Annotated in this window: 17 protein-coding genes; 10 read left to right on the forward strand and 7 right to left on the reverse strand. The window is 28.4% G+C overall.

Features of this window, described 5'->3' with window-relative positions; all coding sequences use genetic code 11:
* Positions 1-55 precede the first annotated feature (55 nt).
* Complete coding sequence (locus tag CHB63_RS05485) at positions 56-2,446, forward strand: GAF domain-containing protein (protein ID WP_089377394.1); 2,391 nt, start codon at positions 56-58, stop codon at positions 2,444-2,446.
* Here the strand turns inward: CHB63_RS05485 and CHB63_RS05490 are convergent.
* Positions 2,438-3,697, reverse strand: coding sequence for a Pycsar system effector family protein (locus tag CHB63_RS05490; protein ID WP_245856779.1), 1,260 nt, complete (start codon positions 3,695-3,697; stop codon positions 2,438-2,440). The two genes, CHB63_RS05485 and CHB63_RS05490, sit on opposite strands and share 9 nt — an antisense overlap.
* Before the next feature lie 46 nt (positions 3,698-3,743).
* Between CHB63_RS05490 and CHB63_RS05495 the strand changes: the two genes are divergently transcribed.
* The 3 genes from CHB63_RS05495 to CHB63_RS05505 are packed head-to-tail and all read left to right on the forward strand — an operon-like array spanning position 3,744 to position 9,808.
* Positions 3,744-7,445 (forward strand): metallophosphoesterase, encoded by a 3,702-nt coding sequence (locus CHB63_RS05495; protein ID WP_089377396.1) that lies wholly within the window; start codon positions 3,744-3,746, stop codon positions 7,443-7,445.
* A gap of 17 nt (positions 7,446-7,462) precedes the next feature.
* On the forward strand, positions 7,463-8,641 hold the full coding sequence (locus CHB63_RS05500) for an alpha/beta hydrolase (protein ID WP_089377397.1): 1,179 nt from the start codon (positions 7,463-7,465) through the stop codon (positions 8,639-8,641).
* A gap of 15 nt (positions 8,642-8,656) precedes the next feature.
* On the forward strand, positions 8,657-9,808 hold the full coding sequence (locus tag CHB63_RS05505) for a C1 family peptidase (RefSeq protein WP_089377398.1): 1,152 nt from the start codon (positions 8,657-8,659) through the stop codon (positions 9,806-9,808).
* A gap of 145 nt (positions 9,809-9,953) precedes the next feature.
* On the opposite strand, the gene CHB63_RS05510 is transcribed toward CHB63_RS05505, so the two are convergent.
* Complete coding sequence (locus CHB63_RS05510; RefSeq protein ID WP_089377399.1) at positions 9,954-10,379, reverse strand: S1 RNA-binding domain-containing protein; 426 nt, start codon at positions 10,377-10,379, stop codon at positions 9,954-9,956.
* 5 nt (positions 10,380-10,384) lie between these two features.
* Positions 10,385-12,049, reverse strand: a complete 1,665-nt coding sequence (menD, locus tag CHB63_RS05515; RefSeq protein ID WP_089377400.1) for a 2-succinyl-5-enolpyruvyl-6-hydroxy-3-cyclohexene-1-carboxylic-acid synthase — start codon at positions 12,047-12,049, stop codon at positions 10,385-10,387.
* A gap of 151 nt (positions 12,050-12,200) precedes the next feature.
* On the opposite strand from menD, the gene CHB63_RS05520 reads away from it, so the two are divergent.
* The gene (locus CHB63_RS05520; protein WP_089377401.1) at positions 12,201-13,331 is read left to right on the forward strand and encodes an AraC family transcriptional regulator; all 1,131 of its coding nucleotides are present in this window, start codon (positions 12,201-12,203) and stop codon (positions 13,329-13,331) included.
* A gap of 204 nt (positions 13,332-13,535) precedes the next feature.
* On the opposite strand, the gene CHB63_RS05525 is transcribed toward CHB63_RS05520, so the two are convergent.
* Both CHB63_RS05525 and CHB63_RS05530 read right to left on the reverse strand, forming a co-directional pair.
* Complete coding sequence (locus CHB63_RS05525) at positions 13,536-14,600, reverse strand: isochorismate synthase (protein WP_089377402.1); 1,065 nt, start codon at positions 14,598-14,600, stop codon at positions 13,536-13,538.
* Positions 14,601-14,646: 46 nt separating this feature from the next.
* Positions 14,647-15,063: a PaaI family thioesterase gene (locus tag CHB63_RS05530; RefSeq protein ID WP_089377403.1), complete on the reverse strand. Its 417-nt coding sequence runs from the start codon at positions 15,061-15,063 to the stop codon at positions 14,647-14,649.
* A 76-nt stretch (positions 15,064-15,139) separates the two neighbouring features.
* Between CHB63_RS05530 and CHB63_RS05535 the strand changes: the two genes are divergently transcribed.
* On the forward strand, positions 15,140-15,643 hold the full coding sequence (locus CHB63_RS05535; protein ID WP_089377404.1) for an IS1096 element passenger TnpR family protein: 504 nt from the start codon (positions 15,140-15,142) through the stop codon (positions 15,641-15,643).
* Between the two features lie 91 nt (positions 15,644-15,734).
* Here the strand turns inward: CHB63_RS05535 and CHB63_RS05540 are convergent, their stop codons facing one another.
* Positions 15,735-16,799: a hypothetical protein gene (locus CHB63_RS05540; protein ID WP_089377405.1), complete on the reverse strand. Its 1,065-nt coding sequence runs from the start codon at positions 16,797-16,799 to the stop codon at positions 15,735-15,737.
* A gap of 92 nt (positions 16,800-16,891) precedes the next feature.
* Here CHB63_RS05540 and CHB63_RS05545 point away from each other — a divergent pair, with 92 nt between their 5' ends.
* The 4 genes from CHB63_RS05545 (at position 16,892) to uvrB (ending at position 23,637) form a co-directional block, all read left to right on the forward strand.
* Positions 16,892-17,794 (forward strand): ABC transporter ATP-binding protein, encoded by a 903-nt coding sequence (locus CHB63_RS05545; protein WP_089377406.1) that lies wholly within the window; start codon positions 16,892-16,894, stop codon positions 17,792-17,794.
* Positions 17,794-18,639 carry an ABC transporter permease gene (locus CHB63_RS05550; protein ID WP_089377407.1) on the forward strand — a complete coding sequence of 282 codons (846 nt, stop codon included), beginning with the start codon at positions 17,794-17,796 and terminating at the stop codon, positions 18,637-18,639. The genes CHB63_RS05545 and CHB63_RS05550 overlap by 1 nt, the downstream gene beginning before the upstream one ends.
* Before the next feature lie 91 nt (positions 18,640-18,730).
* Complete coding sequence (locus tag CHB63_RS05555; RefSeq protein ID WP_089377408.1) at positions 18,731-21,565, forward strand: T9SS type B sorting domain-containing protein; 2,835 nt, start codon at positions 18,731-18,733, stop codon at positions 21,563-21,565.
* 83 nt (positions 21,566-21,648) lie between these two features.
* A complete protein-coding gene (gene uvrB / locus CHB63_RS05560) occupies positions 21,649-23,637 on the forward strand; it encodes an excinuclease ABC subunit UvrB (RefSeq protein WP_089377409.1) in 1,989 nt (662 codons plus the stop codon).
* Between the two features lie 174 nt (positions 23,638-23,811).
* On the opposite strand, the gene fsa is transcribed toward uvrB, so the two are convergent.
* Positions 23,812-24,465 carry a fructose-6-phosphate aldolase gene (fsa, locus tag CHB63_RS05565; protein ID WP_089377410.1) on the reverse strand — a complete coding sequence of 218 codons (654 nt, stop codon included), beginning with the start codon at positions 24,463-24,465 and terminating at the stop codon, positions 23,812-23,814.
* Positions 24,466-24,748 lie beyond the last annotated feature (283 nt).

Here is a 24,748-nt window from a genome sequence, read left to right on the forward strand (position 1 = left end):
TTTTGTCTACATAAATACGACAAAATAGCTATTATACTGACTAAATTAAAAAGATATGAGGATTTTAAAATCTAATTATAAAAAGAATTCGGATTTACCATTAAAACTTAAAATAAGTTTTAAACCTATATTTGAATACCTTGAAAAAATTGCTGTCGATAATAATCATTTTTTAAAACCTTCGGCAATTCAATTATTAGAAGAATATCAAAACTATCCAGAACTTAAGGAAGGTTTTGACGATTTTAATCAGTTAGAAAAGTATAATAAAGAAGTAGATAAAATTTTAGATATTTTATTTCCAGATTTATTACAAGAGAACGAAATTAAAGCAGCAAGTATTCCTTTTGAATTTACCTCTTTTAAACTTTCAAAACGGTTTTCTCAAATTATTGAAGATGCTGGTGAAGATTATGAATTTAAACTTCGAAATTACGAAGAGTCTAAATTTTATATTTTAGCTTGTACCTTTATTCTTGCATATTGTCATGACACGCACATAGATTTTAGAAGACCCTTTTATTTTGACATTCCAGATAAAAATACAGGAATCACTAAACATTACAGGACTTTATTTAATGGTGATTTTTTTAAAGTATCACCACTTGAAAACGCACCAAAAATAACAACTGAAGATATTAATTTACTATTAGATAACTTTGATAATATTGATATTTGGATGGAAAAATTTCCTCCAAATAGTTATCAATTTGAAGGTTTTGGAATTATGAATTTATTTGATGTTACCTCAGATCAGGCAATATCAAACTTAAGAGAAAACCTTTTAAAAAAGGATGATGATTCTTTTCAAGAATTGGAAAAAAGCATTTCTCATTTATATGGATCTTCAACAGTTCAATTCGGATTTTCAACCTATAATTCAAATATTAACGGGTTACAATTTAAAAATCATAAAATAAAGAAAAGTTTTATTCAACAAGATAAATTCGGTCAAGAATGTCAAGGCTTTTTCTGTGATGAAATACTAAATAAAGTACTTAAAAACAATGAATTAATCGCCATTTCTGATATGGAAAAATATGGAAATAATTCTAACTACAATGGTTTTTACAAAGTGCTTAAGGATCAAAATATTCAAAGTATTATATTAGTTCCAATACAATTAAAAGAAGATTTACTCGGAGTTTTAGAATTAGTGTCAACCAAGAAATACGAATTAAATTCTATAAATGCTTACAAATTAAAAGATGTTATTCCTGTATTCAAAATATCGATTGAAAGATATTTGGAAGAATATGAAAACAAGCTAGAATCAGTAATTCAAGAAAACTATACTGCATTACATTCTTCAGTAAAATGGAAATTTTATGAAGAAGCCGAAGAATATCTTTTTAATTTAGATTTAGGAAACAAACGAAATTACAATTTAAAAGAAATAGTTTTTGATAACGTTGTTCCGTTATATGGTCAAATTGATATCAAAGGATCATCAGTTGCCAGAAATATAGCAATACAAGAAGATCTGGTAAATCAATTAAATTTAGCTTCAATAATAATAGAAAAAGCTCATGCTTTATATAATTTACCTATATACAATGATTTATTATTTAGAATTGATGAATGCTTAACTAACATAAAAGATGGTTTAAATTCTGGAGATGAATTAACTCTGACTGATTTTTTAAACAAAGATATTTACCCCGTTTTTAATCATTTAAAAGCTTTAGATAACAATTTAAAAAGTGATATTGATATTTATATGCAACAAATTGATGACACACTTCATGTTGTTTATGATAAGCGAAAAAAATATGAAGAAAGTGTTAATATCTTAAATGAGGAATTAGCCAAATTTATTGATAAAAAACAAGTTGAAGCTCAAAAAATGTTTCCTCATTATTTTGAACGCTATAAAACTGATGGTATTGATTATAACATGTACGTAGGTCAATCATTAGTTAAAAATTGCACTTACAACAAAATTTATTTGTACAATTTTAGATTATGGCAATTACAATTAATGTGCGAATTAGAAAATATTGCAACTAATTTAAAAGATACTTTAGAGCATCCTTTAGATGTAGCCTCTTTAATTTTAGTACATAGCAATCCTTTAGCTATTAAATTTAGAATGGATGAAAAACGCTTTGATGTTGATGGAGCTTATAATATTAGATATGAAATAATTAAAAAACGAATTGACAAAGCTCATATATTAAACACCAATGAGCGATTAACACAACCTGGAAAAATCGCAATTGTATATAGCCAAAATAAAGATGCTGCCGAATATTTAAAATACATTAAGTATTTACAATCTAAAAACTATTTATTAAAACCTGTTGAAAAATTGATTATTGAAGATCTTCAGGGCATTTCAGGATTAAAAGCATTAAGAGTCGCTGTCAATTACAATAATACTCCAGAAAACAAGATTACACTTAATGATTTAATGAAAGTTATAACTAACGATAACTTAAATTAAATCAGGTGTAACTCCAGAATTTTTCATTATTTCAAAAGCAATTACAAAGGCAATTACTGAAATAATTATCCCAACCATAAAAATATTATAGGCTATACGCAATAGCCTATATTTTTTTTCTAGTACTATTCCAAGAAAATATAAATCTTTCATTAAAGTTTTGTAAAGGTATTCCCTATCTTTCATTAACTCAGTCATTCCCTCTTGAAAATCTTCCAAAGGCATTTGATGAAAATTACCAAAAAACAATAAATTTACTTTTTTATTTTTAACATCTTCTTTTGTAAACTTACCTGAAGTAACCTTTGGCCGTGTAGACAAGATAGAATAAATCATTGTTATTACTGTAATAAATAAAAAAAACAACGTAGGGTAAATTAAATAGTAATTGTCAGGTTTATCCAATTTTGGAAACAAACTAGAAAGCGCAATTGACAAAATAATTGCACTAACGGACAACAATATATTTGCCTTAGTATCAGCTATATCACTTAATTTAATATGATTTTTCAATGTTACCCGATACATTGTTTCAATACCTCGTTCTGGTCTGTCACTCTTATCCTTCTTTCTTTTTAATTCTTCTTTTTTTAATTTATTTTTAACCCTTAACTCTTCATTTTTAGCAATTGTTTTGCGTAAATCCTTTTTAACTTTTAACCAATTTGCTGTTTTTTGCTTATTTAAATTAGCAAAGGCATAATTTGTAAAATATGTATGCTCACTTAAAAAAATTTCATTTTCTTCTAAATATTCAATATCTGTTAAAGTCTTATCACATAATTGTTCCCATTCAGAACGAAGTAAATTCGATTTTTCATTAAAATCTTCAGCTCCTAAATGGTATAAATCAGCATCACAGATAATTTCCTCTAATTTATTAGTAGGTTTCTGTGGTATTTTGGTAGCATCAATTAATAAATTGACTTTTGATATTTTATCTAAAGAGAAACCCTTTTCACTTAAATATTTTTCTGAAATTTCTTTACTCTTTGTTTCATGATTTTCAAATCCGTATATAAAACCTGTATCATGAAACCAAGCTGCAAGCAATACTATTTCTAACTCCTCTTCGGTAATATTTTCAGCTAAACCAATTTCATAAGTATTTTTAACAACTTGAAATGTATGTTCAAAATTATGGTAAACCACTTTCGGAGAAAGTTCGTTTTTAAACAAATTAAACACAAAGGCTTCTATCTCCTTAAAAAAATCGTTTTCTAACATAGTAAAAAATATAGTTGAATTCAAAAATACATAAATTTACGTACTTTTAAACTTTTAAACTTAATACTTAATGAATCGAGTTCTTATTTGTAAACTTACTTTTTTATTTGTTTTCCTATTTTTAGGTAGTTGTGCAACTTATAATGCCCAATATGAAAATTCGAATTTGAAATGGGATACAAATTCAGCTGATAAGAATTTAGAAATTGACCATACTTTTTATTTAATTGGTGATGCCGGAAATGCTTTAAAAGGAGAGATTTTAACACATTTTAATTTATTAAAAGAAGAACTTTCCAAAGCAAATGAAAACACTACTGTACTTTTTTTAGGTGATAATTTATATGAAAAAGGATTACCTAAAAAAGATGATCTAAACAGAGAATTGGCTGAACACAGATTAGATGCTCAAATTGAATTAGTGAAAAATTTTAAAGGTCAGCCAATTTTTATTCCAGGAAATCACGATTATTACAGCAACGGAATAAGTGGTTTAAAAAGAGAAGAAAAATATATTACAAATAAGTTAGATGATAAAAAATCCTTTTTACCAAAAGATGGCTGCCCAATTGAAAAAGTTGATATCTCAGATGAAATTGTATTGATAATTGTTGATTCTCAATGGTATTTAGAAAATTGGGATAAAAACCCAACAATGAATGATAATTGTGACATTAAAACCCGAGAACATTTTTTTGATGAATTTGAAAGTTTAATTAAAAAAAATGAAAGTAAAACAACTATTGTAGCAATTCACCATCCACTTTTTAGCAATGGTTCTCATGGCGGTCAATTCTCATTTAAATCACAATTTTACCCTGTTAATAATAAAATTCCTTTGCCTGTTCTTGGTACAATAGCTAATGTATTTAGAAAAACCAGTGGTGTTTCTATACAAGATATGAACAACTCACTTTATTTAGAGTTAAAAAACAGAATTGTTACACTTTCTCAAAAAGCTGAAAAAGTAATTTTTGTGTCTGGTCACGAGCATAATTTACAATATATATTTAGAGATAATATTCCTCAAATTGTTAGTGGATCGGGTTCCAAAACATCAGCAGCAAGAGTTATTAATGGAAGTAAATTTTCGATTGGAAAATTGGGATATGCAAAAGTTGACGTTTATAAAAATGGTGCTTCTTGGGTATACTTTTATACTGAAAAAAATGAAACTAAAAAGTTAGAATATAAAACTGAAATTTACCCTTCAAACATAACTGAAAAGCAATACAATTTTGAAAACCATTTTCCAAAAACTGTTTCGGCATCTATTTATAGTAAAGATGAAATTTCAAAAGGAAAAGTTTTTTTGGGCTTATGGGGTAAACATTACAGAAAATATTATGGCACAAAAGTAACAGCTCCAACTGTTTTATTAGATACTCTTTTTGGAGGTTTAACTCCCCTAAAAACGGGAGGAGGAAATCAATCCAGATCTTTACGCTTATCTGATAAAACCGGTAAAGAATACGTAATGAGAGCATTACGGAAAAGCGCAACCCAATATATTCAAGCTGTCGCCTTTAAAAATCAATATATTGAAGGTCAATATGATAATACTTATACAGAAAGTTTGTTATTGGATATTTATACCACATCGCATCCTTATGCTCCTTTTACAATTGGTCAATTAGCTGAAGCTATAGATGTTTATCACACAAATCCAACCTTATATTATGTTCCAAAACAAAATGCATTAAAACACTTTAATGAAGAATTTGGTAATGAATTATATATGATTGAAGAACGTGCTTCAGATGGACATGGTAACGTTAAAAGTTTTGGTTTTTCAGATGAATTAATAAGTACAAGTGATTTATTAAAAAAACTTAGAAAGTCTGACGATAATTCAGTTGATGAAGATACATACATTAGAGCTCGATTATTTGACATGTTAATTGGAGATTGGGACAGACACGAAGATCAATGGAGATGGGCAGAGTTTAAACAAAACAAAAGAACAATTTATAAACCAGTTCCAAGAGATAGAGATCAGGCATTTTCAAAAAACGATGGATTTATTCTTGGTTTTTTAACACGAGCTATTCCTGCTTTAAAATTAATGCAAGTGTATGATGAAGAAATTCGAAATGTAAAATGGTTTAACTTAGAACCTTACCCACTTGATATGGCACTTATAAATAACGCCACATATAAAAATTGGGAACAACAAGTTGCCTATATTCAGCAAAATATTACAGATGAAGTAATTGACGCTGCTTTTGAGAACTTTCCTGATGAAGTAAAAGATAAAACTATTGACGAAATAAGAACCAAGCTAAAAGGACGGTTAAAAAACTTGCCTAAAATTGCCAAAACATATTATAAACATTTATCTAAATATGCCATAGTAAAAGGAAACGATAAAGACAATTGGTTTGATATTGAACGTTTAGAAAATGGACAAACATTGGTAAAAGTATTTAATATTAAAAATGATAAAAAAGGAAACTTACTATTTGAAAAATCATTTAATAAGAAAACTACATCAGAAATTTGGGTATATGGATTAGATGATAAAGATAAATTTTATGTAACAGGATTATATAATAAGGTTATTCCATTAAGAATTATAGGGGGGCAAAATAATGATGAATATTATATCGAAAACGGAAAAAGAGTAACTGTTTATGACTTTAAATCAAAGAAAAATACAATAGTTAAAAACAAAGCCCGATTAAAACTAGTAAACGATTACGAAACAAATGTTTACAATTATAAAAAATTAAAATACAGCCAAAATCAATTAATTCCTGCAATAGGTTCTAACCCAGATGATGGAGTGAAAATTGGAATTAATGATGTTTTTACGGTTTACGGCTTTGAAAGAAATCCGTTTACTCAACAGCACACATTAAATGCAGCTTATTATTTTGCTAACAAAGGATTTGATATTTTATACAGTGCAGAGTTTGCAAATATTTTTAAAAAATGGAATTTCTTAGTTGAAACTAAATTTACAAGCCCAAACTATAGCATTAATCATTTTGGTTATGGTAATGAAACTATTAATTTTGAGAAAAGTTTTGACGAAAACTACCATAGAGTTAGGTTAAGTACTTATGCAATAGCACCTTCATTAAAATGGAATGGTCGTTTAGGGGCTATGTTTAAAATTGGAACAACCATTGAAAGTATAGAGGTTGAAGCATCAGCCGATAGATTTATAAATTCACTTCCATATACACTAGATAAGCGCAAAAATTTTATTGGTGTAAAGACTTCATATTTATATGAAAATTATGATAATAATGTTTTTCCAACACTTGGCATGAGCTTTTCTATTGATACTGGCTGGAAAACAAACTTTAAAAATAAAAACGAAAATCACATTTATGTAACACCTTCCTTAGGAATAAATTACAAGCTAATTGCGAGCGGAAAAATTATTTTTGCAACAATATTAAAGGGAAATGTAATAATTGGTAATAACTTTGAGTTTTATAATGCAGCAAGTATTGGTGGACTTGACGGTTTACGTGGTTATAGAAACCAGCGTTTTGTTGGAGATAAATCGTTTTATCAAAATACGGATATTCGATTTAATTTAAGAAATGTTAAAACTGAATTGATACCATTAAAATTTGGTTTATTTACTGGATTTGATTATGGCAGAGTTTGGCTTAAAAATGAAAATTCCAGTGACTGGAAAACCTCATATGGAGGAGGCTTTTGGCTTGTTGGAGCAGAATTAATTAATTTAAATTTATCTATTTTTAAGTCAAAAGAAGGTACCTACTTCAAATTTGGTTTAGGTTTTGGATTTTAACAAATAACTATTTAACTATGAAAAAAAATCTTTCAACAATTTTAATAATTTTTATTTCTTCTGTACTCTTTTCTCAGAATATTAAAACAAAAAAGTTTAATTCAGAAATCCTTCAAAATGATCGTTATTTAAAAATATATCTTCCACCGAGTTATGATTCTGAAGAAACCAAATTTTATCCTTTAGCTATTGTATTAGATAGTGAATTTTTATTTGATGTATATGTGGGCAATTCAATCATGTTTGCAAATAGGGAAGAAGCACCTGAGCAAATAGTTGTAGGTATAAATCAAAATCATAATGGAGAACGTTTTCAAGATTGTTCTTATCAAAAAGAAAATAGCTTTCCAACTCAAGATGGCGAAGCTTTTTATCAATTTATTAAAATTGAACTATTGGCATATTTAGAAGAAAACTATAGAATTTCACCTTTTAAAACTCTTGTTGGGAACACTTTAACTGCAAATTTTACTAACTATTTTCTAATTGAAGATTATCCTAGCTTTAATGCATTTATAAATATTAGCCCTTATTATGCATTAGATATGCCATTATTATTGCATCAAAAGGTGTCTGGCTTAAAAGATGAAAACATATACTACTATCTTTCAAATAATAAAGATAATACTGAAGAAAGACAGCAAATTATTAAAGATACAGACACTATATTAAAAAGTGCAAATAATGCTAAATTTAAATATAAATTTGATGCTTTTAAAAACAGCTCTAAAACTGCTGCTATAGGACAATCGATCCCTAGTGCTTTGTCATTTATTTTTGAACTATTTTCTACAATTTCTGATGAAGAATTTGATAAAAATATAAAGGATTTATCGCCTGCAGATGCAATTGCATATTTAGAAAATAAATATGTAGAAATTGAATATTTATTTGGGAGTAATTTAAAAATTAGAGAAAAAGATATTTATGCTGTAGAAGGTATTATTTTAGATAAAGAAAATGGAGATTATTTAAAAAACTTTGGTGAAATGATTAACAAACTTTATAAAGAATCGCCTATTGGAGATTATTATATTGGACGTTATTATGAACTAGGAAAAAAATATAAATTAGCCCTAAGATATTATAAAAGCGGTTATATGAAACTAGATGAAGGTGATCCAAATTCTGATGGCTATTATGAAAATATTGAACGAGTACTGCAAAAAAGAGATGGTACTTATAGTGATGAATAAAATAATAAATACAAAATGAAAAAAGCTTTTTTAACGCTACTTTTAGTAGCAACTACAACTTGTTTTTACGCACAAGAAGATAATGTTGTTACCATAAAAATACCTAATGAACAAAAGTATGAATTTACCCCAATTATTGATATTGAAGCGTCTGCTGTAAAAAGTCAGGGAATTACTGGAACGTGCTGGAGTTTTTCTGCATCATCATTTATTGAATCCGAAATATTTAGAAATACTGGTGAAATGATTGATATTTCTGAAATGTATAATGTTAGATATACCTATCCTGCAAAAGCCTGGAACTATGTTATGCGTCAAGGAAAAATTCAATTTAGTGAAGGAGGATTGGCTCACGACGTTTTAAATTCAGTTTCAACTTTTGGTTTAATGCCGGAAAGCGCTTATTCAGGGTTAATTGGAGAGGCAAAAAATCATAACCATTCTAAAATAGTACCAGAATTACAAAAGGTTTTAGATGCTTATATTAAAAATGATAAAAAATCTGAATACCCAAATTGGAGAATTGCTGTCGATTCTATTTTAGATTTGCATTTAGGCAAAACACCAAATACTTTCTTTTATGAAGGTATAACTTATGATGCAAAATCTTTTTTAGAAAAAACTAAATTAAATACATCAAATTATGTAACCTTAACTTCTTTTAGCCATCAACCATATAACTCAAATTTTGTATTAAATATTCCAGATAATTTTTCAAACGGAATGTTTTACAATATAAGTTTAGATGAATTAGTAGCCGAAACTGACAATGCGCTAAAAAAAGGATATACAATTGCCTTAGATTGCGATGTTTCAGAAAAAACATTTTCATCTAAATATGGAGTTGCTGTTATTCCAAAAAATATAGATGATACTAAAAAATCTCTGACTTATATTGTAGTTGAAAATGAAATAACTCCAGAATACAGACAACAAGAATTTGAAAATTACAATACTACTGACGACCATTTAATGCACATAGTTGGTATGGTAAAAGACCAAAATGGCAACGAATACTACAAGGTTAAAAATTCTTGGGGAAACAATAGCGAACGCATTGGTAATGATGGCTATGTTTATATGAGCAAAGCTTTTTTTAAGTTAAAAACAATTTCCGTTTTAGTAAATAAAGAAGCTTTAAGTGAGGAATTGAAAAAAGAGATTTAAAAAAATATTGAACTAATTTGAGCAAAAAAGAGATTTTCTAGAAATTGCAAAAAACACTTATTGTCAAACTGAGCTTGTCGAAATATTATAACTTTTCGTATTATAAAAAACTTCGGCAAGCTCAGTTTGACTTAAAATTTTATTTTTAAGAATACGTTTCAACAAACTTTATTCCTTCATCTGAAATTGTAATCAATTTTTGTCTAAATAAACCACCTACAGCACTTTTAAATGCCTTTTTGCTCATTCCTAATTGATATTTTATTTCATCTGGACTACTTTTATCATGCAAAGCTAACTCTCCATTATTTTTCCTTAATGCATTTAATATTGTAATTTCATTCTTAACAATAGTATGCTTAAAACCAACTGCCTGTAAACTCACATCCAATTTTCCATCTTCACGAATTTTCTTTATATAACCTACTAATTTCTGACCTTCTTCTAATTTTTGGTATAATTCATTTCTATAAAGCATTCCTTCAAATTCTTCATTTACCAAAACTGTAAATCCAATACCTGTTAGTCTAACAACAATTAAATCTACCTTATCTCCTACTTTTAAATCCATTTTTTTTATTTTAAATTGTTAAAATATGCTTTTAATATAATATCATTCTCCTCCCTTGGAGTAAATACCTCTAATAATTTTGGACTATCAGACTCTGTATAAAAAACAGATAATTCTTTATTTAATTCAATTTCATTATTAGCTGTTGAATATTCAAAATTATACATTTTACATAAATGCTCAGCTGTTAAATTATGAAGTGTTTCAAAGTAATCCAATGCATTAGAATTTTGTGGCCCTGGAATAAATCTAAAAATACCTCCGCCATTATTGTTTATTAAAATAATTCTAAAGTTTATAGGAATATATTTATTCCAAAGTGCATTGCTATCATAAAAGAAACTAATATCCCCAGTAATAAATATGGTGTTTTTATCAACCACTGAAGCAGCACCTATAGCTGTACTTGTACTTCCATCAATTCCGCTAGTTCCCCTATTGCAAAAAATAGGTAGCGTTTTATTAATATCAAACAACTGCGTATATCTAATAACTGAACTATTACTAATTTGTAACTGTGAATTATCTGGAATTGCTTTTAAAATAGCATCAAAAACCTTTAAATCTGAAAACTCACAATTTGCAATAAATTCGATATGCTTTTTTAACCTGATTGCTTTTTTATTTAACCAAAACTCTTGATAATCACTCTTTAAACTTTCTGTTAAAAAGAAAAACTGACTAAAAAATAATTGTGGAGTTATTTTAAAATGATGATTTAAACAATGAAACGTATTAAAGGCTCTTTTTGAATCTACATGCCAATGCCGTTTAGGTTTAAACTTTCGTAAATGTTGTTTTATTTTTTTTGAAACTATTAACCCTCCTAAACTCAATAAAATATCAGGTTGAAAATGTTCTAATTCATTATCTTCAAGCGGAAATATTAATTTATCAATACTGTTTATAAATTTTGGATGAGAAACGTTAGCAGTGTTCTCTATCAACACTAAAACCGAAGGATCTTTTGTTAAATGCTCCAACTGAATTTGTAATAATTCATTTGGAAAATGTTCCCCAACAAGTACTATTTTTCTATCTGAATTATTCCAAACTTTTGCAAATTTTTCTAATTCATCAACATTTAAAGGCTCTTCTACAAACTCAATAGTTTCTTTTTCAAAAACCAAGATTTCATCAATTGTTTCATATAAAGGCTCATCAAACGGAATATTTATATGAACAGGCCCTTTTTGCAATATAGAAACTTTTAAAGTTTCATCAATCATTTCCTTAATTGATTCATCTATATTCAAATTTTCAACTAAACTAATAGCTTCCAAAATGTGATTTTCAAACACATTTTCTTGTCGTATAGTTTGCCCATCTCCAATATCAATTAAATGAGCCGGCCTATCTGCTGAAATTACAACTAACGGAATATTACTATAAAAAGCCTCGGCAATTGCTGGATAATAATTTAACAATGCAGAACCCGAAGTACAAACTATTGCAACTGGTTTTTGCAGTTGTTGCGCCATACCCAATGCAAAAAATGCCGCACAACGCTCATCTACAACACTATATGTTTTAACTTTTAAATGATTTGTAAATCCAATAGTTAATGGTGCATTTCTTGAACCCGGAGAAATTACAACGTGTTCAATATTATTTGCAACACAAGATGCAATTAAAGTTTGAGCAAGGAAATTTTTAGGAAATTGAGGCATTTAAATTCTACTAATTTTAATGTTGCAAAGTTACACAAACTTATTGTAGAAATATTAATGAAATAAAATAAGATGCATACTTGATTTTTATCATATACTTTTTTAAATATTAATTGTACTTTTCGTTGTTATATCAACTAAACCAATTACTTTGATAAAAATAATAGCTTTATTATCAACATTATTTTTAAACTTATATGGTTCATTTTTTTTAATTTCTTCTTCAAATAAAAAATTTAAAAATCGTTTTTACCTAGCTCTTTTCTTTTTTAATAGTTTTGTTTTATTTGTTGGACATTTTTTATCTTTTAATGAATATTGGAGGGCTTTTAGATATTTTGATTTTATTTTTTTAGCCTCTTTACTCGCTTTTTACCCATTTTATTATCTATACCTTTTTAGCGCATTTAATTTTAATATTGTAAAATCTAAGTGGATATATCATTTTATTCCCTCAATTTTAATTGCTTTTTTAATGTTAATTGCAACAAGTCTTTCAAGCTGGGAGAATTACGATATTTATATGAATAACAATTTACATGGCACTAAACTTACTAGTAATTCATCGGTAATACTTGCATATTTATATAAAGGAAGTAGAGCTTTTCATCTAATTCAAATTTTAGTTTATAACTATTTAGCTATTCGTTATATTTTAAAAGCAAAATCTCAAATGAACAATTCATTCTCCGACTTAGACAGCTTTCAATTACGCTTTTTTTATATCGCAAATATTTCATTTATCTTATTAATGTCAATCCCAGGTTTTTATGCTACAATAATTGGAAGAACTCCATTTAACACCAACGAATTGTCACTTTTATTTTTATGTTCATTATTTACAGCACTTTATTTAATACTGGCTTTTGTTGGTTTAAGACAAATTCCTGTAAATGTAAATTTATCTGTAAAAAATAGGAATGCAACATTAGAAATTCATCCAAATGATTTAATTCAAATTGAAAAGCAGTTATTAGATTATTTTAACAATGATAAACCATGGTTAAATCCCAATTTAAATATTTGGGATGTAGCAAGTAAAATTGGTACAAACCGATCTTATGTTTCAAAAATTATTAATGAAAGTATGGGCTTTAATTTTAATCATTTTGTAAATTATTACAGAGTAAAAGAAGCCAAGTCTATTTTAATAGCAAATCCCGATCTTTCCATTGTTGAAATTAGTGAATTATCTGGCTTTGGATCTATGAATTCATTTATAAGAATCTTCAAAGAAACAGAAAACTGTACGCCCACTGAATTTAAAAAAAATTCTAATTAATTTTTACGATTTGAAACCTTCTTTATACGATTTAAAAGTTACAATATTACGGTTCTTAATAAATTTACATCATAAAACAAGAAATACTAAGTTCTTAGTTAAACATTTGGGAACGAATTGCTAGAATCTGTTTTAACGTGCTACCTCACAGCCTATTTAAAATTTAAATTGCTATAAAATAACTTTGAGTTTAGTATTTCTGTTTTATAAAACTTTTCTCATTATTTCAGCTTTTGATACTGTTTCAACCCACTCATTTTCAGCAATACTTTTACAAGTTATTCCTCCTCCAACAAATATTGAAGCACTATTATTTTCTAGTTGCATACATCTTAAATTTACAAAAAGATTGGTTGAATTATTCATATTTAATTCACCTAAATAACCCGAATAATAAGCTCTATTATAACCTTCATGTTCTAATATAAAATCTGTTGCCACTTTCTTTGGAATCCCACAAATTGCAGGTGTTGGATGCAATGAGTTAATTAAGGTCTCTAATAAATTCGAAGATTTTAATGTGCCCGAAATATCTGTTCTTAAATGCAACAAACTACCTGCTTGCACAGTATATGGTCCAACTGTTTTGAAAGATGTTAGTTTGGGTTTTATATTTTCTACAATGTAATCTGTAACATATCGTTGCTCATGCAATTCCTTCTCCTGCCAAATAACATCTAATGTTCCTTTAAATTTTTGGGTTCCAGCTAGCGACATAGTTTTTAGCTTATTCTCGCTAATACTTATTAAACGTTCTGGTGTTGCTCCCATCCATAATCCAATTTTTGGATGAAACCATACATATACAAATGCATTTTTATAATTGTTAAGCATTTGTTTTAAAGTATAAATTACATCTATGGTATCACTTTCAAGAGTTTCTTTTCTAGATAATACAATTTTTTTTGCTTTATTACTTTTTATAAACTCAACCGCTTTTTCTATTATTGAAATATGATTTACTTGTGCGTTATCTTTAGTGGTTGATTTTAGAACTGTTGACTTTTCATTTAGCTCAAAATCATTATCTAAATTGGTAATTAAAACATCACATTTTTCGAGTGGAAAAATAATTTTCAATCCATTTTTATTAAAAGGAGCAAAAATAAACCCGGATTGATCAAATGATTTTAATTCAAACAGTTCGTTTGTTTTTTGGCAAAGAGCAGTAACCTTATTTTCATTAGGTTTTCTAAACACAATAAATGGAAAATTGCTATTAAAAACAGTTTCTATTTTATCAAAAAAAATCTCATTAGTCTGTTGCACTTCCTTTAATTTAATTGTTGATTTAATATGTTTTCCGGTTAAAAAACTATTTAGCCAAAATATAGTTTGTTAACTTACATAATGAAATAACTCTACCTCTGTCATCCACAACTTTAATTTCAACCAAATGTATAGTTTTTCCTTTATGAATTATTCTTGCCGTTGCGGTTACAGTTCCGCTTTTAACACTTCTTAAATGGTTTGCAGAAAACTCAATTCCTCTTACACTATATTTATCCATATCAACAGCCAACATTGATGTTGGACTGCCAACACTTTCTGCCAATGCCATTGTTGCACCTCCATTTAAGATTCCATCTGGCTGATGAACCCTCGAATCTACAGGCATTGTGGCAACTAAAAAATCATCTCCAATATCTGTGTATTTTATATTTAAGGTTTCATTTAAAGTGTTTTCACACATTTTATTTAACTTATTTAAAGTTACTTCTTTAGAATTCATACATAAAAAGTTAGTTGGTAAAAATAAGAATTAAAACTTTAAATACTACCTTTGCATTTTAATTGTATTATATAAAATGGCTTATAAAATTAGAGTTATATTAGATGTTGATCAAGATGTTTTTAGAGATATTATTGTAAATGAGACTATTAATTTAGAAGAACTTCATTTTACAATAGCAAAATCTTTTGGCTTTAAAGGACAAGAAATGGCTTCTTTTTATTTGAGCGACCATAACTGGGAACAAGGTGAAGAAATTCCTTTGTTTGATATGTCGGAAGATGAAAATTCATTTTCAATGGCAACTTGTACTACTTCAATGGTTCTTAAAAAAGTAGGTGATAAACTTATTTATGTGTACGATTTCTTTTCAATGTGGACATTTTTTGTTGAATTGACAGATATAATTGAACATACTGATGACGATTTACCGGTTATTGCACTTTCCTTTGGAACCCCACCAGATGAAGCTCCTGAAAAAGAATTTATAGGCGAATCAACGAACAAAGATGATTATGATGTTTTTGATGATGAAAACAATTTTGATAATATTGATGATATTGACTTAGACAACTATTAGTTTAAAACTTGCTGTTTATTGTTTACCATTCCTTAATCCTGTCCAAAGGAGAGAATACTTTGTACCTTTGTACCTTTGCTACTAAACTAATTTAACGAATAATATAAGTATTCACATTTTCATAATTTCTTGTAACAAAATCAAAAGCAACTTTTAATATTTCACCCATAGAATTACACTTTTTAAAGTTTTTATCCTTCGTGTAATCAATCAAATCCGTTTTTAATTGTTTAATTTTTGCTGGAGTTGAAATATTATCATTTACCATGCAATCCATTAAATCATTTATTCTTTCCTGTGAACCTCTGATTCTTCTTGCTATTGCAGATCTTTCTTCCTTTTTATATTGTTCAACAGATTCAATTTGTAGATTTTCTGAAACCATTTTTACAAATGGATAGTTTTCTTTAAAAAACTGTGGATAATAAACTTTTAAATTACCTTCAAAACTTTGTTGATCAAAATCCATTGCTCTAATTCTATATTCAACTTGGTCAAAATCATACGAAGCAACAATTACATAATTATATGAACGCATATCACCTAATAAACGAATCATGCAACGTTCATTAAATTTCACAAACTCTTTAGAAAGTCTTTTTTTACCACTAACTGAAACCGTTTCAAGGTTTTCTGCAACAAACTGGTCTCCAGGAATTCCCAACACATGCTCTTCAATTAGGGTATCCTTATATACCAAGAAATTTATATTATTTGGCGATAAAATATGCTCTAGTTCCAATCCATAAACTCTAGATGCATCCGCTTTTTTAATATATAAATAAGTATGGTTATCGTTTAAAATATTTCTAATTTTTATTCTAAATGGCTTCGAGTTTCCAAATGTGCAATAATCAATAGCATCAACAGTTAAAAAAGGAATTGAATCTTCACTTCCATCAGCATGTAAAATTAAATACATCCGTTTTAAACTTAAATCAATTTCATCACGCTCATGTTCCGCATAATAAACTCGTACCCATAACGTATCATCTCCATTCTTATCATACACAACAATTGCACCTGCAAAACGTAACAAATCATCATAAAAAACTGGAATTTTAATATTTCTATTATAATCCGTTAAATAATCATACAATTGCTGATTAATTGGGAAAGCCGGTTTTTTTTGTGAAATTAATTTTTGTTCTTCCATATAATAAAACATCTAATAAATTTCAAATTTACTATATTGCTGTAACAAAATTAAAAAATCATCGTCTTAATTTTATACTAAACTAATTTATATTGGAAACTATTCTATCAATTAAAAATCTTGACAAAAGATTTGGAAACATTCATGCAGTAAATAATTTATCGTTTGACATAAAAAAAGGCAACGTTTATGGAATTTTAGGCCCAAATGGAAGTGGAAAATCCACTACATTGGGAATTATTCTAAATGTTGTAAACAAAACATCTGGAGAATTCAGTTGGTTTGATGGAAAACTTTCTACACATCAGGCATTAAAAAAAGTAGGTGCAATTATTGAACGACCTAACTTTTATCCATATATGACCGCAATTCAAAACCTTGAATTAGTATGTAAAATTAAGGAGATTCCATACAATAAAATTGAAGAAAAACTTAAAACAGTTAATCTTTTTGAACGAAAAAACAGCAAGTTTAAAACCTATTCTTTAGGTATGAAACAACGTTTGGCAATTGCATCTGCACTTTTAAATGATCCGGAAATTTTAATTTTAGATGAACCAACCAATGGATTAGATCCTCAAGGAATTCACGAAATTAGAAAAATAATTAAGGATATTGCTGCACAAGGAACAACTATATTATTGGCTTCTCATTTATTAGATGAAGTGGAAAAAGTATGTTCTCATGTTGTTGTAATACGTGAAGGAATAAAATTATATTCAGGGAGTGTCGATGAAATGACAGCTTCACACGGATTATTTGAGCTTAAAGTAGCTACAGATTCTGACAAATTAATGGAAATATTATCTATTTACGATGGGATTTCATCTCTAAAAAACGAAGAAGAATTAATAATTGCAACATTAAATAAACAGATTTCGGCCTCAGAAATAAATAATTATTTATTTAAAAATGGAATTATCTTATCTCATTTAGTAAAAAGAAAACCAAGTTTAGAGCAACAATTCTTAACACTAACTAACAACAAATCATAATGCTACGATTATTAAATATAGAAATTCATAAATTAAAATATAATAGAGCGAGTAGAATTTTAACGCTTATCTATTTTTTATTATTAACTTCAATAGCATTAATCGCTGCTATAAAATTTGATATTGGTCCAATTCAATTTCATTTAGCAGAACAAGGAATTTTCAACTTCCCGTACATTTGGCATTTTAACACATTTATGGCTGCAATATTCAAATTCTTTTTGTTGCTTGTAATTGTTTCTATGATGGCTAATGAATACAGTAACAAAACATTAAAACAAAATTTAATTGACGGTTTAAGTAAAAAAGAATTTATTTTATCAAAGTTTTACACAGTAATTGCACTTGCACTTATCTCTACAATATTTGTGTTTGTAGTCTCTTTAATATTAGGTTATAGCTACTCCGATTTTAATGAATTTGCAATTGTAACTACCGATTTAGAATATTTATTTGCCTTTTTTATTAAACTTACTGCATTCTTTTCTTTTGGATTATTTATGGGAATTTTAGTAAAACGTTCAGCGTTTGCAGTTGGAGGCATCCTAATTTGGTTCTTTGGAGAAAGTATGCTGAAAGGTTACTTATTTTGGCAGTTTAAAGATGCTACTGAAACAACTGAAAGCGTAAATAGTGTAATGCAATTTCTTCCTTTGGAATCTATGTCGAATCTAATAAAAGAACCATTTACGCGTTTAAGCGCAGTAAAATCAGTAGCAAAACAAGTTGGTGAAGATTTATCAAAAGATTTTTCAGTTCAACCATTAGACATACTAATTGTATTGGCGTGGACTGCTTTATTTATTTATTTATCCTATGCTTTATTAAAAAAGAGGGATTTATAAATTTCATTATTATTTTTAACTCCTATAAGTTAAAGAAATAATACTATGTACTAGGTTATTTATATATTTGAGTATTATATTTAAACTTAGAATGAAAAAAACAGTATCCGTAATTTTCTTTTTAACTAGTATTATTGCTTTCTCGCAAGGTGAAGCTAATATTTGGTATTTTGGACAAAATGCTGGTATCGATTTTAAATCTGGTAATCCTATCGCAATTTCTGATGGACAACTTAATACGCTTGAAGGTTGCTCTTCTTTTTCTGATGCCAATGGAAATTTACTATTTTATTCTGATGGTACAACGGTTTGGAATGCAAATCATGTTTCAATGCCAAATGGTGTATTTTTAAGAGGAGATTCATCCAGTACACAATCTGCTATGATAATTCCCAAACCGAACAGCACAACTGAATATTATATTTTTACTGTAGGGTCTTTACCTGGTCGGAATCCAGGTTTCAACTATTATACCATTGATATGAGTAAAGACAGCGGCTTAGGTGATGTTGTTGCAGGCCCTATAGATTTAAATGAAGGTAGAGCAGATGAATGGTCTGAAAAAGTTGCAGCCATAAATGGTGAAGAATGTGAAACATTTTGGGTTATTTCCTACGTGTCTAACGAATTTAAATCTTATAAAATTACAAAAAATGGAGTTGCTACAAACCCAGTTTCATCTATAGTTAATTATACTGCTCAAGATAGACGTGGGTATCTAAAAATATCTCCAGATGGAAAAAAAATAGCAATCGCTCATATGGCTGATCAACAAATGATTTTATATGATTTTGATAACTCAACCGGCATTGTCTCAAACCAACAATTTTTAAATCTGCAAGCTCCCTCTAACAAGCCTTATGGAGTAGAATTTTCTGGAAATGGAGAAAAACTTTATGTTCATGCTACAAATGATTTTTATAGTGATGATTTTATTGAATGGAATAATCCTAGCAATCATTTTTCAACTTTATACCAATTTGATGTGAGCCTACCTACAATTCAAGAAATTAATAATTCGAGATTTGAAATTGATTCACAAAACTTATATAGAGGTGCTTTACAATTGGGACCAGATCAAAAAATATATAGAGCTTTATCGGCTTCATATAATAACGGTGGATCTTATTTGGGAGTTATTGAAAATCCAGAAAATGATGGCTTAAGCTGTAATTATAAACACAATGCAGTAAATTTAGGTACAAAAAAATCTACACAAGGACTTCCTCCTTTTATTGCTTCAATTTTTTATTTAATAGAAATTACTAACGAAGCATCTAATGAAATAATCACCAATCAATCCATAAAATTATGCACTGGAAGCGATTATACATTTAATGCACAAAGTTTATCCGGAGATCCTGTTTTTAATTGGAAATACAAGGACTCAATTATTAGTAATCAGCCCTCAATTACTTTTTCGAACATTCAAAAATCAGAAGCCGGGTTGTATAAATTAGAAGTCGATTTAGTTGATGATTGTGATAAAATTATACTTTATAAAGGTGAATTTGAAGTTGAAGTTTTTGATCCTCCAGTTGCTCCCACAACTATTATTTATGATCAATGTGATATTGACGAAAATAGTTTAGACGGGGTTACTGTTTTTAACCTTAATTCTAAAATTCCTGAAATTACAAATAACGATTCTAATCTAGAAGTTACTTTTTTTGAATCTGAAGAAGCTATAGAAAACAACAAACCTATTGAGAATCCAACTGAATATATTACTGCAAGTAATCCACAATTATTTTTTAAAATGATTGATACACGATCTGACTGTTTTGCAATTGAATCAATGGAATTAAATGCCTACCCAACTAGTTTAGATATTTATAATAACATTTATGTTTGTGAAAATGATTTAGGTTTTGATACTGAAACAAGCAGTGGAAGTGGAAATGGCACATTTGATTTTGAAGCAAAAAGAGCTTCTATAGATGATATATTTTTCAATTACGACATTATTGTTGAGTTTTATGAAAACTCCCAAGATGCGCAGCTTCAAACAAATAAAATAGTTGGCATACAGGATTATTCAGATATGGAAATCTATGTTAGAATTTCCAATAAAGATAATAACAATTGTATTTCAGCAGGAAAATTTAATTTGGTTGTCAATGAAATTCCATTACCAAATAGCGTTAATGAAAATGTAATATTGTGCATTGGAAATAAAGAAGATGCTCCTCAAGAATATACGGTTGAATTAGATGGTAATACTTATGTTCAAGGAGATCAATTCCAATGGTATTTTAATAATACACCTATTGCTAATGCTACAAACCCAATCCATTTTGCTAATAAAGAAGGCCAATATCAAGTTATTGTAACAAGAAATTTCGAAAATGATTTAAATACTTTTATAGATAACAGCTCGTGTAATGGTTTTAGTAAATTTAAAGTTGTAGCATCAAATATTCCTGTAATTTATTCTGAAAATGTGTTAATAAAAGACGATTCTGACAATAACACAATTTTAATAAACCCCTATGAATTAGGTATTGGAAACTACGAATATTCTCTAGATGATTATTATGGAACCTATCAGGACGAACCTTATTTTGAAAATGTTTCAGCTGGATTCCATACTGTTTTTGTTTTCGATAAAAATGGTTGCGGATTTGATCAATTAGAAGTTTCCATATTAGGTTTTCCAAAATTCTTCACTCCAAATAATGATGGCACCAACGATACGTGGAGAATTCCGGGCGCAAATACTGACTTTTACCCTACTTCAAACATTTATATTTTTGACAGGTTTGGTAAATTAATCACAATTATCAATCCAAATAGCGAAGGCTGGGATGGAACTTTTAATGGTAAATTACTACCTTCTTCAGATTATTGGTTTTCTGTAGAACTTATTGACAAACAAGGAAATACACGTCTAAAAAAGGGGCATTTTAGTTTAATAAGACGGTAATTAGAGTACTTCGAAAAAATTAAATATTCGTTAAAATAAATCGCTTTTCTACGTTCAAGTAGAATTTAACTTATTTTTGCAAAATGCAATTCAAATTAGAATCAAATTTTAAACCAACAGGAGATCAACCTGAAGCAATAAAACAATTGGTAAGTGGTATAAATTCTAACGAAAAATATCAAACCTTACTTGGTGTAACTGGTTCAGGAAAAACATTTACTGTAGCTAATTTGATTGAGCAAGTTCAAAAACCAACCTTGGTTTTAGCACATAATAAAACATTGGCTGCACAGCTTTATTCAGAATTTAAACAATTTTTCCCTTCTAATTCAGTAGAATATTTTGTTTCCTATTACGATTATTATCAACCAGAAGCTTTTTTACCTACAACTGGAACCTTTATTGAAAAGGATTTGTCTATTAATGAAGATATTGAAAAGCTAAGAATTAGTGCTTCATCTGCCCTACTTTCAGGAAGAAGAGATGTAATTATTGTTGCATCGGTTTCATGTATTTATGGTATCGGAAACCCTGTAGAATTTAAGAAAAATATCATTTATATTGAAGTTGATCAAACCATTTCAAGAACACAATTTTTAAAATTATTGGTTGCCAGTTTATATTCCAGAACCGAAACTGAGATAAGTAGTGGGACTTTTAAAGTAAAAGGAGACACGATAACTGTGTACCCATCTTATGGTGAACACGCATATCGAATTCATTTTTTTGGAGATGATATTGAAGAAATTGAAAGCTTTGATGTTACTAATAACCAAGTTGTTGAAAAATTTGAGCAGCTTACAATTTATCCTGCAAATTTATTTGTTACCTCTCCTGATGTTTTACAAAATGCGATTCATGCTATTCAGGAAGATTTAGTAAAGCAAGTTGATTATTTTAAAGAAATTGGTAAACATTTAGAGGCAAAACGACTAAAAGAACGTACCGAATTTGATCTAGAAATGATTCGTGAATTGGGTTATTGCAGTGGAATTGAAAATTACTCTCGTTATTTAGATGGAAGAGAAAGAGGAACAAGGCCCTTCTGTTTATTGGATTATTTTCCAAATGATTATTTAATGGTTATTGATGAAAGTCACGTAACAATTCCTCAGGTACATGCAATGTATGGTGGAGACCGATCCAGAAAAGTAAATCTGGTAGATTATGGATTTAGATTACCGGCAGCAATGGATAACAGACCTCTAAAATTTGAAGAGTTTGAGGAAATTCAAAATCAGGTAATTTATGTGAGCGCCACACCAGCGGATTATGAATTACAAAAAACTGAAGGTGTTTTTGTAGAACAAATAATCAGGCCGACAGGTTTACTGGATCCAGAAATTCAAGTACGTCCAAGCCTCAACCAAATAGATGATTTAATTGAAGAAATTCAGGTTAGAGTTGAAAAAGATGAACGTACTTTGGTTACGACTTTAACCAAAAGAATGGCTGAAGAATTAACCAAATATTTAAGTAGAATTCAAATTAGATGCCGTTATATTCATTCTGATGTAGATACTTTAGAGCGTGTTGAAATAATGCAAGATTTAAGAAAAGGTTTGTTTGATGTTTTAATTGGTGTAAACTTATTACGTGAAGGATTGGATTTACCTGAAGTTTCATTAGTTGCAATTTTAGATGCTGATAAAGAAGGTTTTTTACGCTCGCACCGTTCTCTTACACAAACAATTGGTAGAGCAGCAAGAAATGTAAATGGAATTGCAATTATGTATGCTGATAAAATTACTAGAAGTATGCAATTAACAATAGATGAGACCGAAAGAAGGCGCGAAAAGCAAATTGCCTATAATACTGCAAACAATATTACACCAACTCAAATTAAAAAAAGCATTGAAAATACGCTGGCAAAAAACACAGTGTCATCCTATCATTATGACAATTCAATAGATATGGCTGCTGAAGAAGAATTAGCTTATTTAAGTAAAGATGAAATTGAAAAGCGAATTAGAGAAAAGCGTAAACAAATGGAAGCAGCTGCAAAAGCGTTGGATTTTATTGTTGCGGCCAAACTTCGTGATGAAATAAAATTATTAAAGGAAAAAATTTAGTTACGTCATTGCGAAAGAAACGCAGTGAAATGAAGCAATCTGCAACTTATAAAACCATATTGCTTCAGTCATTCTTCCTTCGCAAAATATTCAAAATGACAATAAAACCATTAATAGAATAAAAAAAAGCCTCACAATGTGAGGCTTTTTTTATATCTAAATTCGAAAATCGAATTAGTTTCCTTTTTGGTAATCAGCTAAAAACTGGGCTAAACCGCTATCCGTTAAAGGGTGTTTTAACAATCCTTTAATTGCACTTAATGGTCCTGTCATTACATCAGCACCAATTTTTGCACAATCAATAATATGCATTGTATGACGAACTGACGCTGCTAAAATTTGAGTTTCAAAACCATAATTGTCATAAATATGTCTTATTTCAGAAATAAGGTGCAAACCATCTGTAGAAATATCATCTAAACGACCAATAAAAGGTGACATATAAGTTGCCCCTGCTTTTGCAGCTAGCAATGCTTGACCTACTGAAAAAATCAACGTTACATTTGTTCTAATTCCTTTGTCAGAAAAATATTTACACGCTTTTACTCCATCAGCAATCATTGGTAATTTTACCACAATTTGAGGGTGCAAGGCTGCTAAAGCTTCTCCTTCTTTAACCATTCCTGCAAAATCTGTTGCAATTACCTCTGCACTTACATCTCCATCAACAATATTACAAATATCTACATAGTGTTTTAATATATTGTCTGAACCTGTAATTCCTTCTTTAGCCATTAAGGATGGGTTTGTAGTAACTCCATCTAAAACCCCTAAGGCTTGTGCTTCTTTAATTTGATCTAAGTTTGCTGTGTCAATAAAAAATTTCATTCTCCTATTTTTAATTAATTAAGTTACAAATATAAAATAATAGAATGGATAAAAAATGAATAAAAGTGAAAAAAGAAGTTTGTAAGTGTGTTTTTAACACTTTTAAAAGAAAAACAACAAAAATATCATTTTATCTCCAAATAAATTTAAATGATAATGTTTCATTAATAAATTCTCATAAATCTTATCGGGTAATGCATTTTTTAAAATAATAGAAAATTTCTGCATAAAATTCCCTACTTCGCGTATTATTTATTAATTCTCACTTATTTTCTTCTATAAA

Source organism: Lutibacter flavus (assembly GCF_900188355.1).
Taxonomy (GTDB): domain Bacteria; phylum Bacteroidota; class Bacteroidia; order Flavobacteriales; family Flavobacteriaceae; genus Lutibacter; species Lutibacter flavus.

Excerpts from the sequence above, each read along its gene's own strand:
- CHB63_RS05510 (WP_089377399.1), bottom strand. The coding sequence starts at position 10,379 with ATGGATTTAAAAGTAGGAGATAAGGTAGATTTAATTGTTGTTAGACTA.
- uvrB (WP_089377409.1), top strand. The coding sequence starts at position 21,649 with ATGCAATTCAAATTAGAATCAAATTTTAAACCAACAGGAGATCAACCT.
- menD (WP_089377400.1), bottom strand. The coding sequence starts at position 12,049 with ATGCCTCAATTTCCTAAAAATTTCCTTGCTCAAACTTTAATTGCATCT.
- CHB63_RS05485 (WP_089377394.1), top strand. The coding sequence starts at position 56 with ATGAGGATTTTAAAATCTAATTATAAAAAGAATTCGGATTTACCATTA.
- CHB63_RS05505 (WP_089377398.1), top strand. The coding sequence starts at position 8,657 with ATGAAAAAAGCTTTTTTAACGCTACTTTTAGTAGCAACTACAACTTGT.
- CHB63_RS05550 (WP_089377407.1), top strand. The coding sequence starts at position 17,794 with ATGCTACGATTATTAAATATAGAAATTCATAAATTAAAATATAATAGA.
- CHB63_RS05555 (WP_089377408.1), top strand. The coding sequence starts at position 18,731 with ATGAAAAAAACAGTATCCGTAATTTTCTTTTTAACTAGTATTATTGCT.
- CHB63_RS05535 (WP_089377404.1), top strand. The coding sequence starts at position 15,140 with ATGGCTTATAAAATTAGAGTTATATTAGATGTTGATCAAGATGTTTTT.
- CHB63_RS05540 (WP_089377405.1), bottom strand. The coding sequence starts at position 16,799 with ATGGAAGAACAAAAATTAATTTCACAAAAAAAACCGGCTTTCCCAATT.
- CHB63_RS05530 (WP_089377403.1), bottom strand. The coding sequence starts at position 15,063 with ATGAATTCTAAAGAAGTAACTTTAAATAAGTTAAATAAAATGTGTGAA.
- fsa (WP_089377410.1), bottom strand. The coding sequence starts at position 24,465 with ATGAAATTTTTTATTGACACAGCAAACTTAGATCAAATTAAAGAAGCA.
- CHB63_RS05500 (WP_089377397.1), top strand. The coding sequence starts at position 7,463 with ATGAAAAAAAATCTTTCAACAATTTTAATAATTTTTATTTCTTCTGTA.
- CHB63_RS05495 (WP_089377396.1), top strand. The coding sequence starts at position 3,744 with ATGAATCGAGTTCTTATTTGTAAACTTACTTTTTTATTTGTTTTCCTA.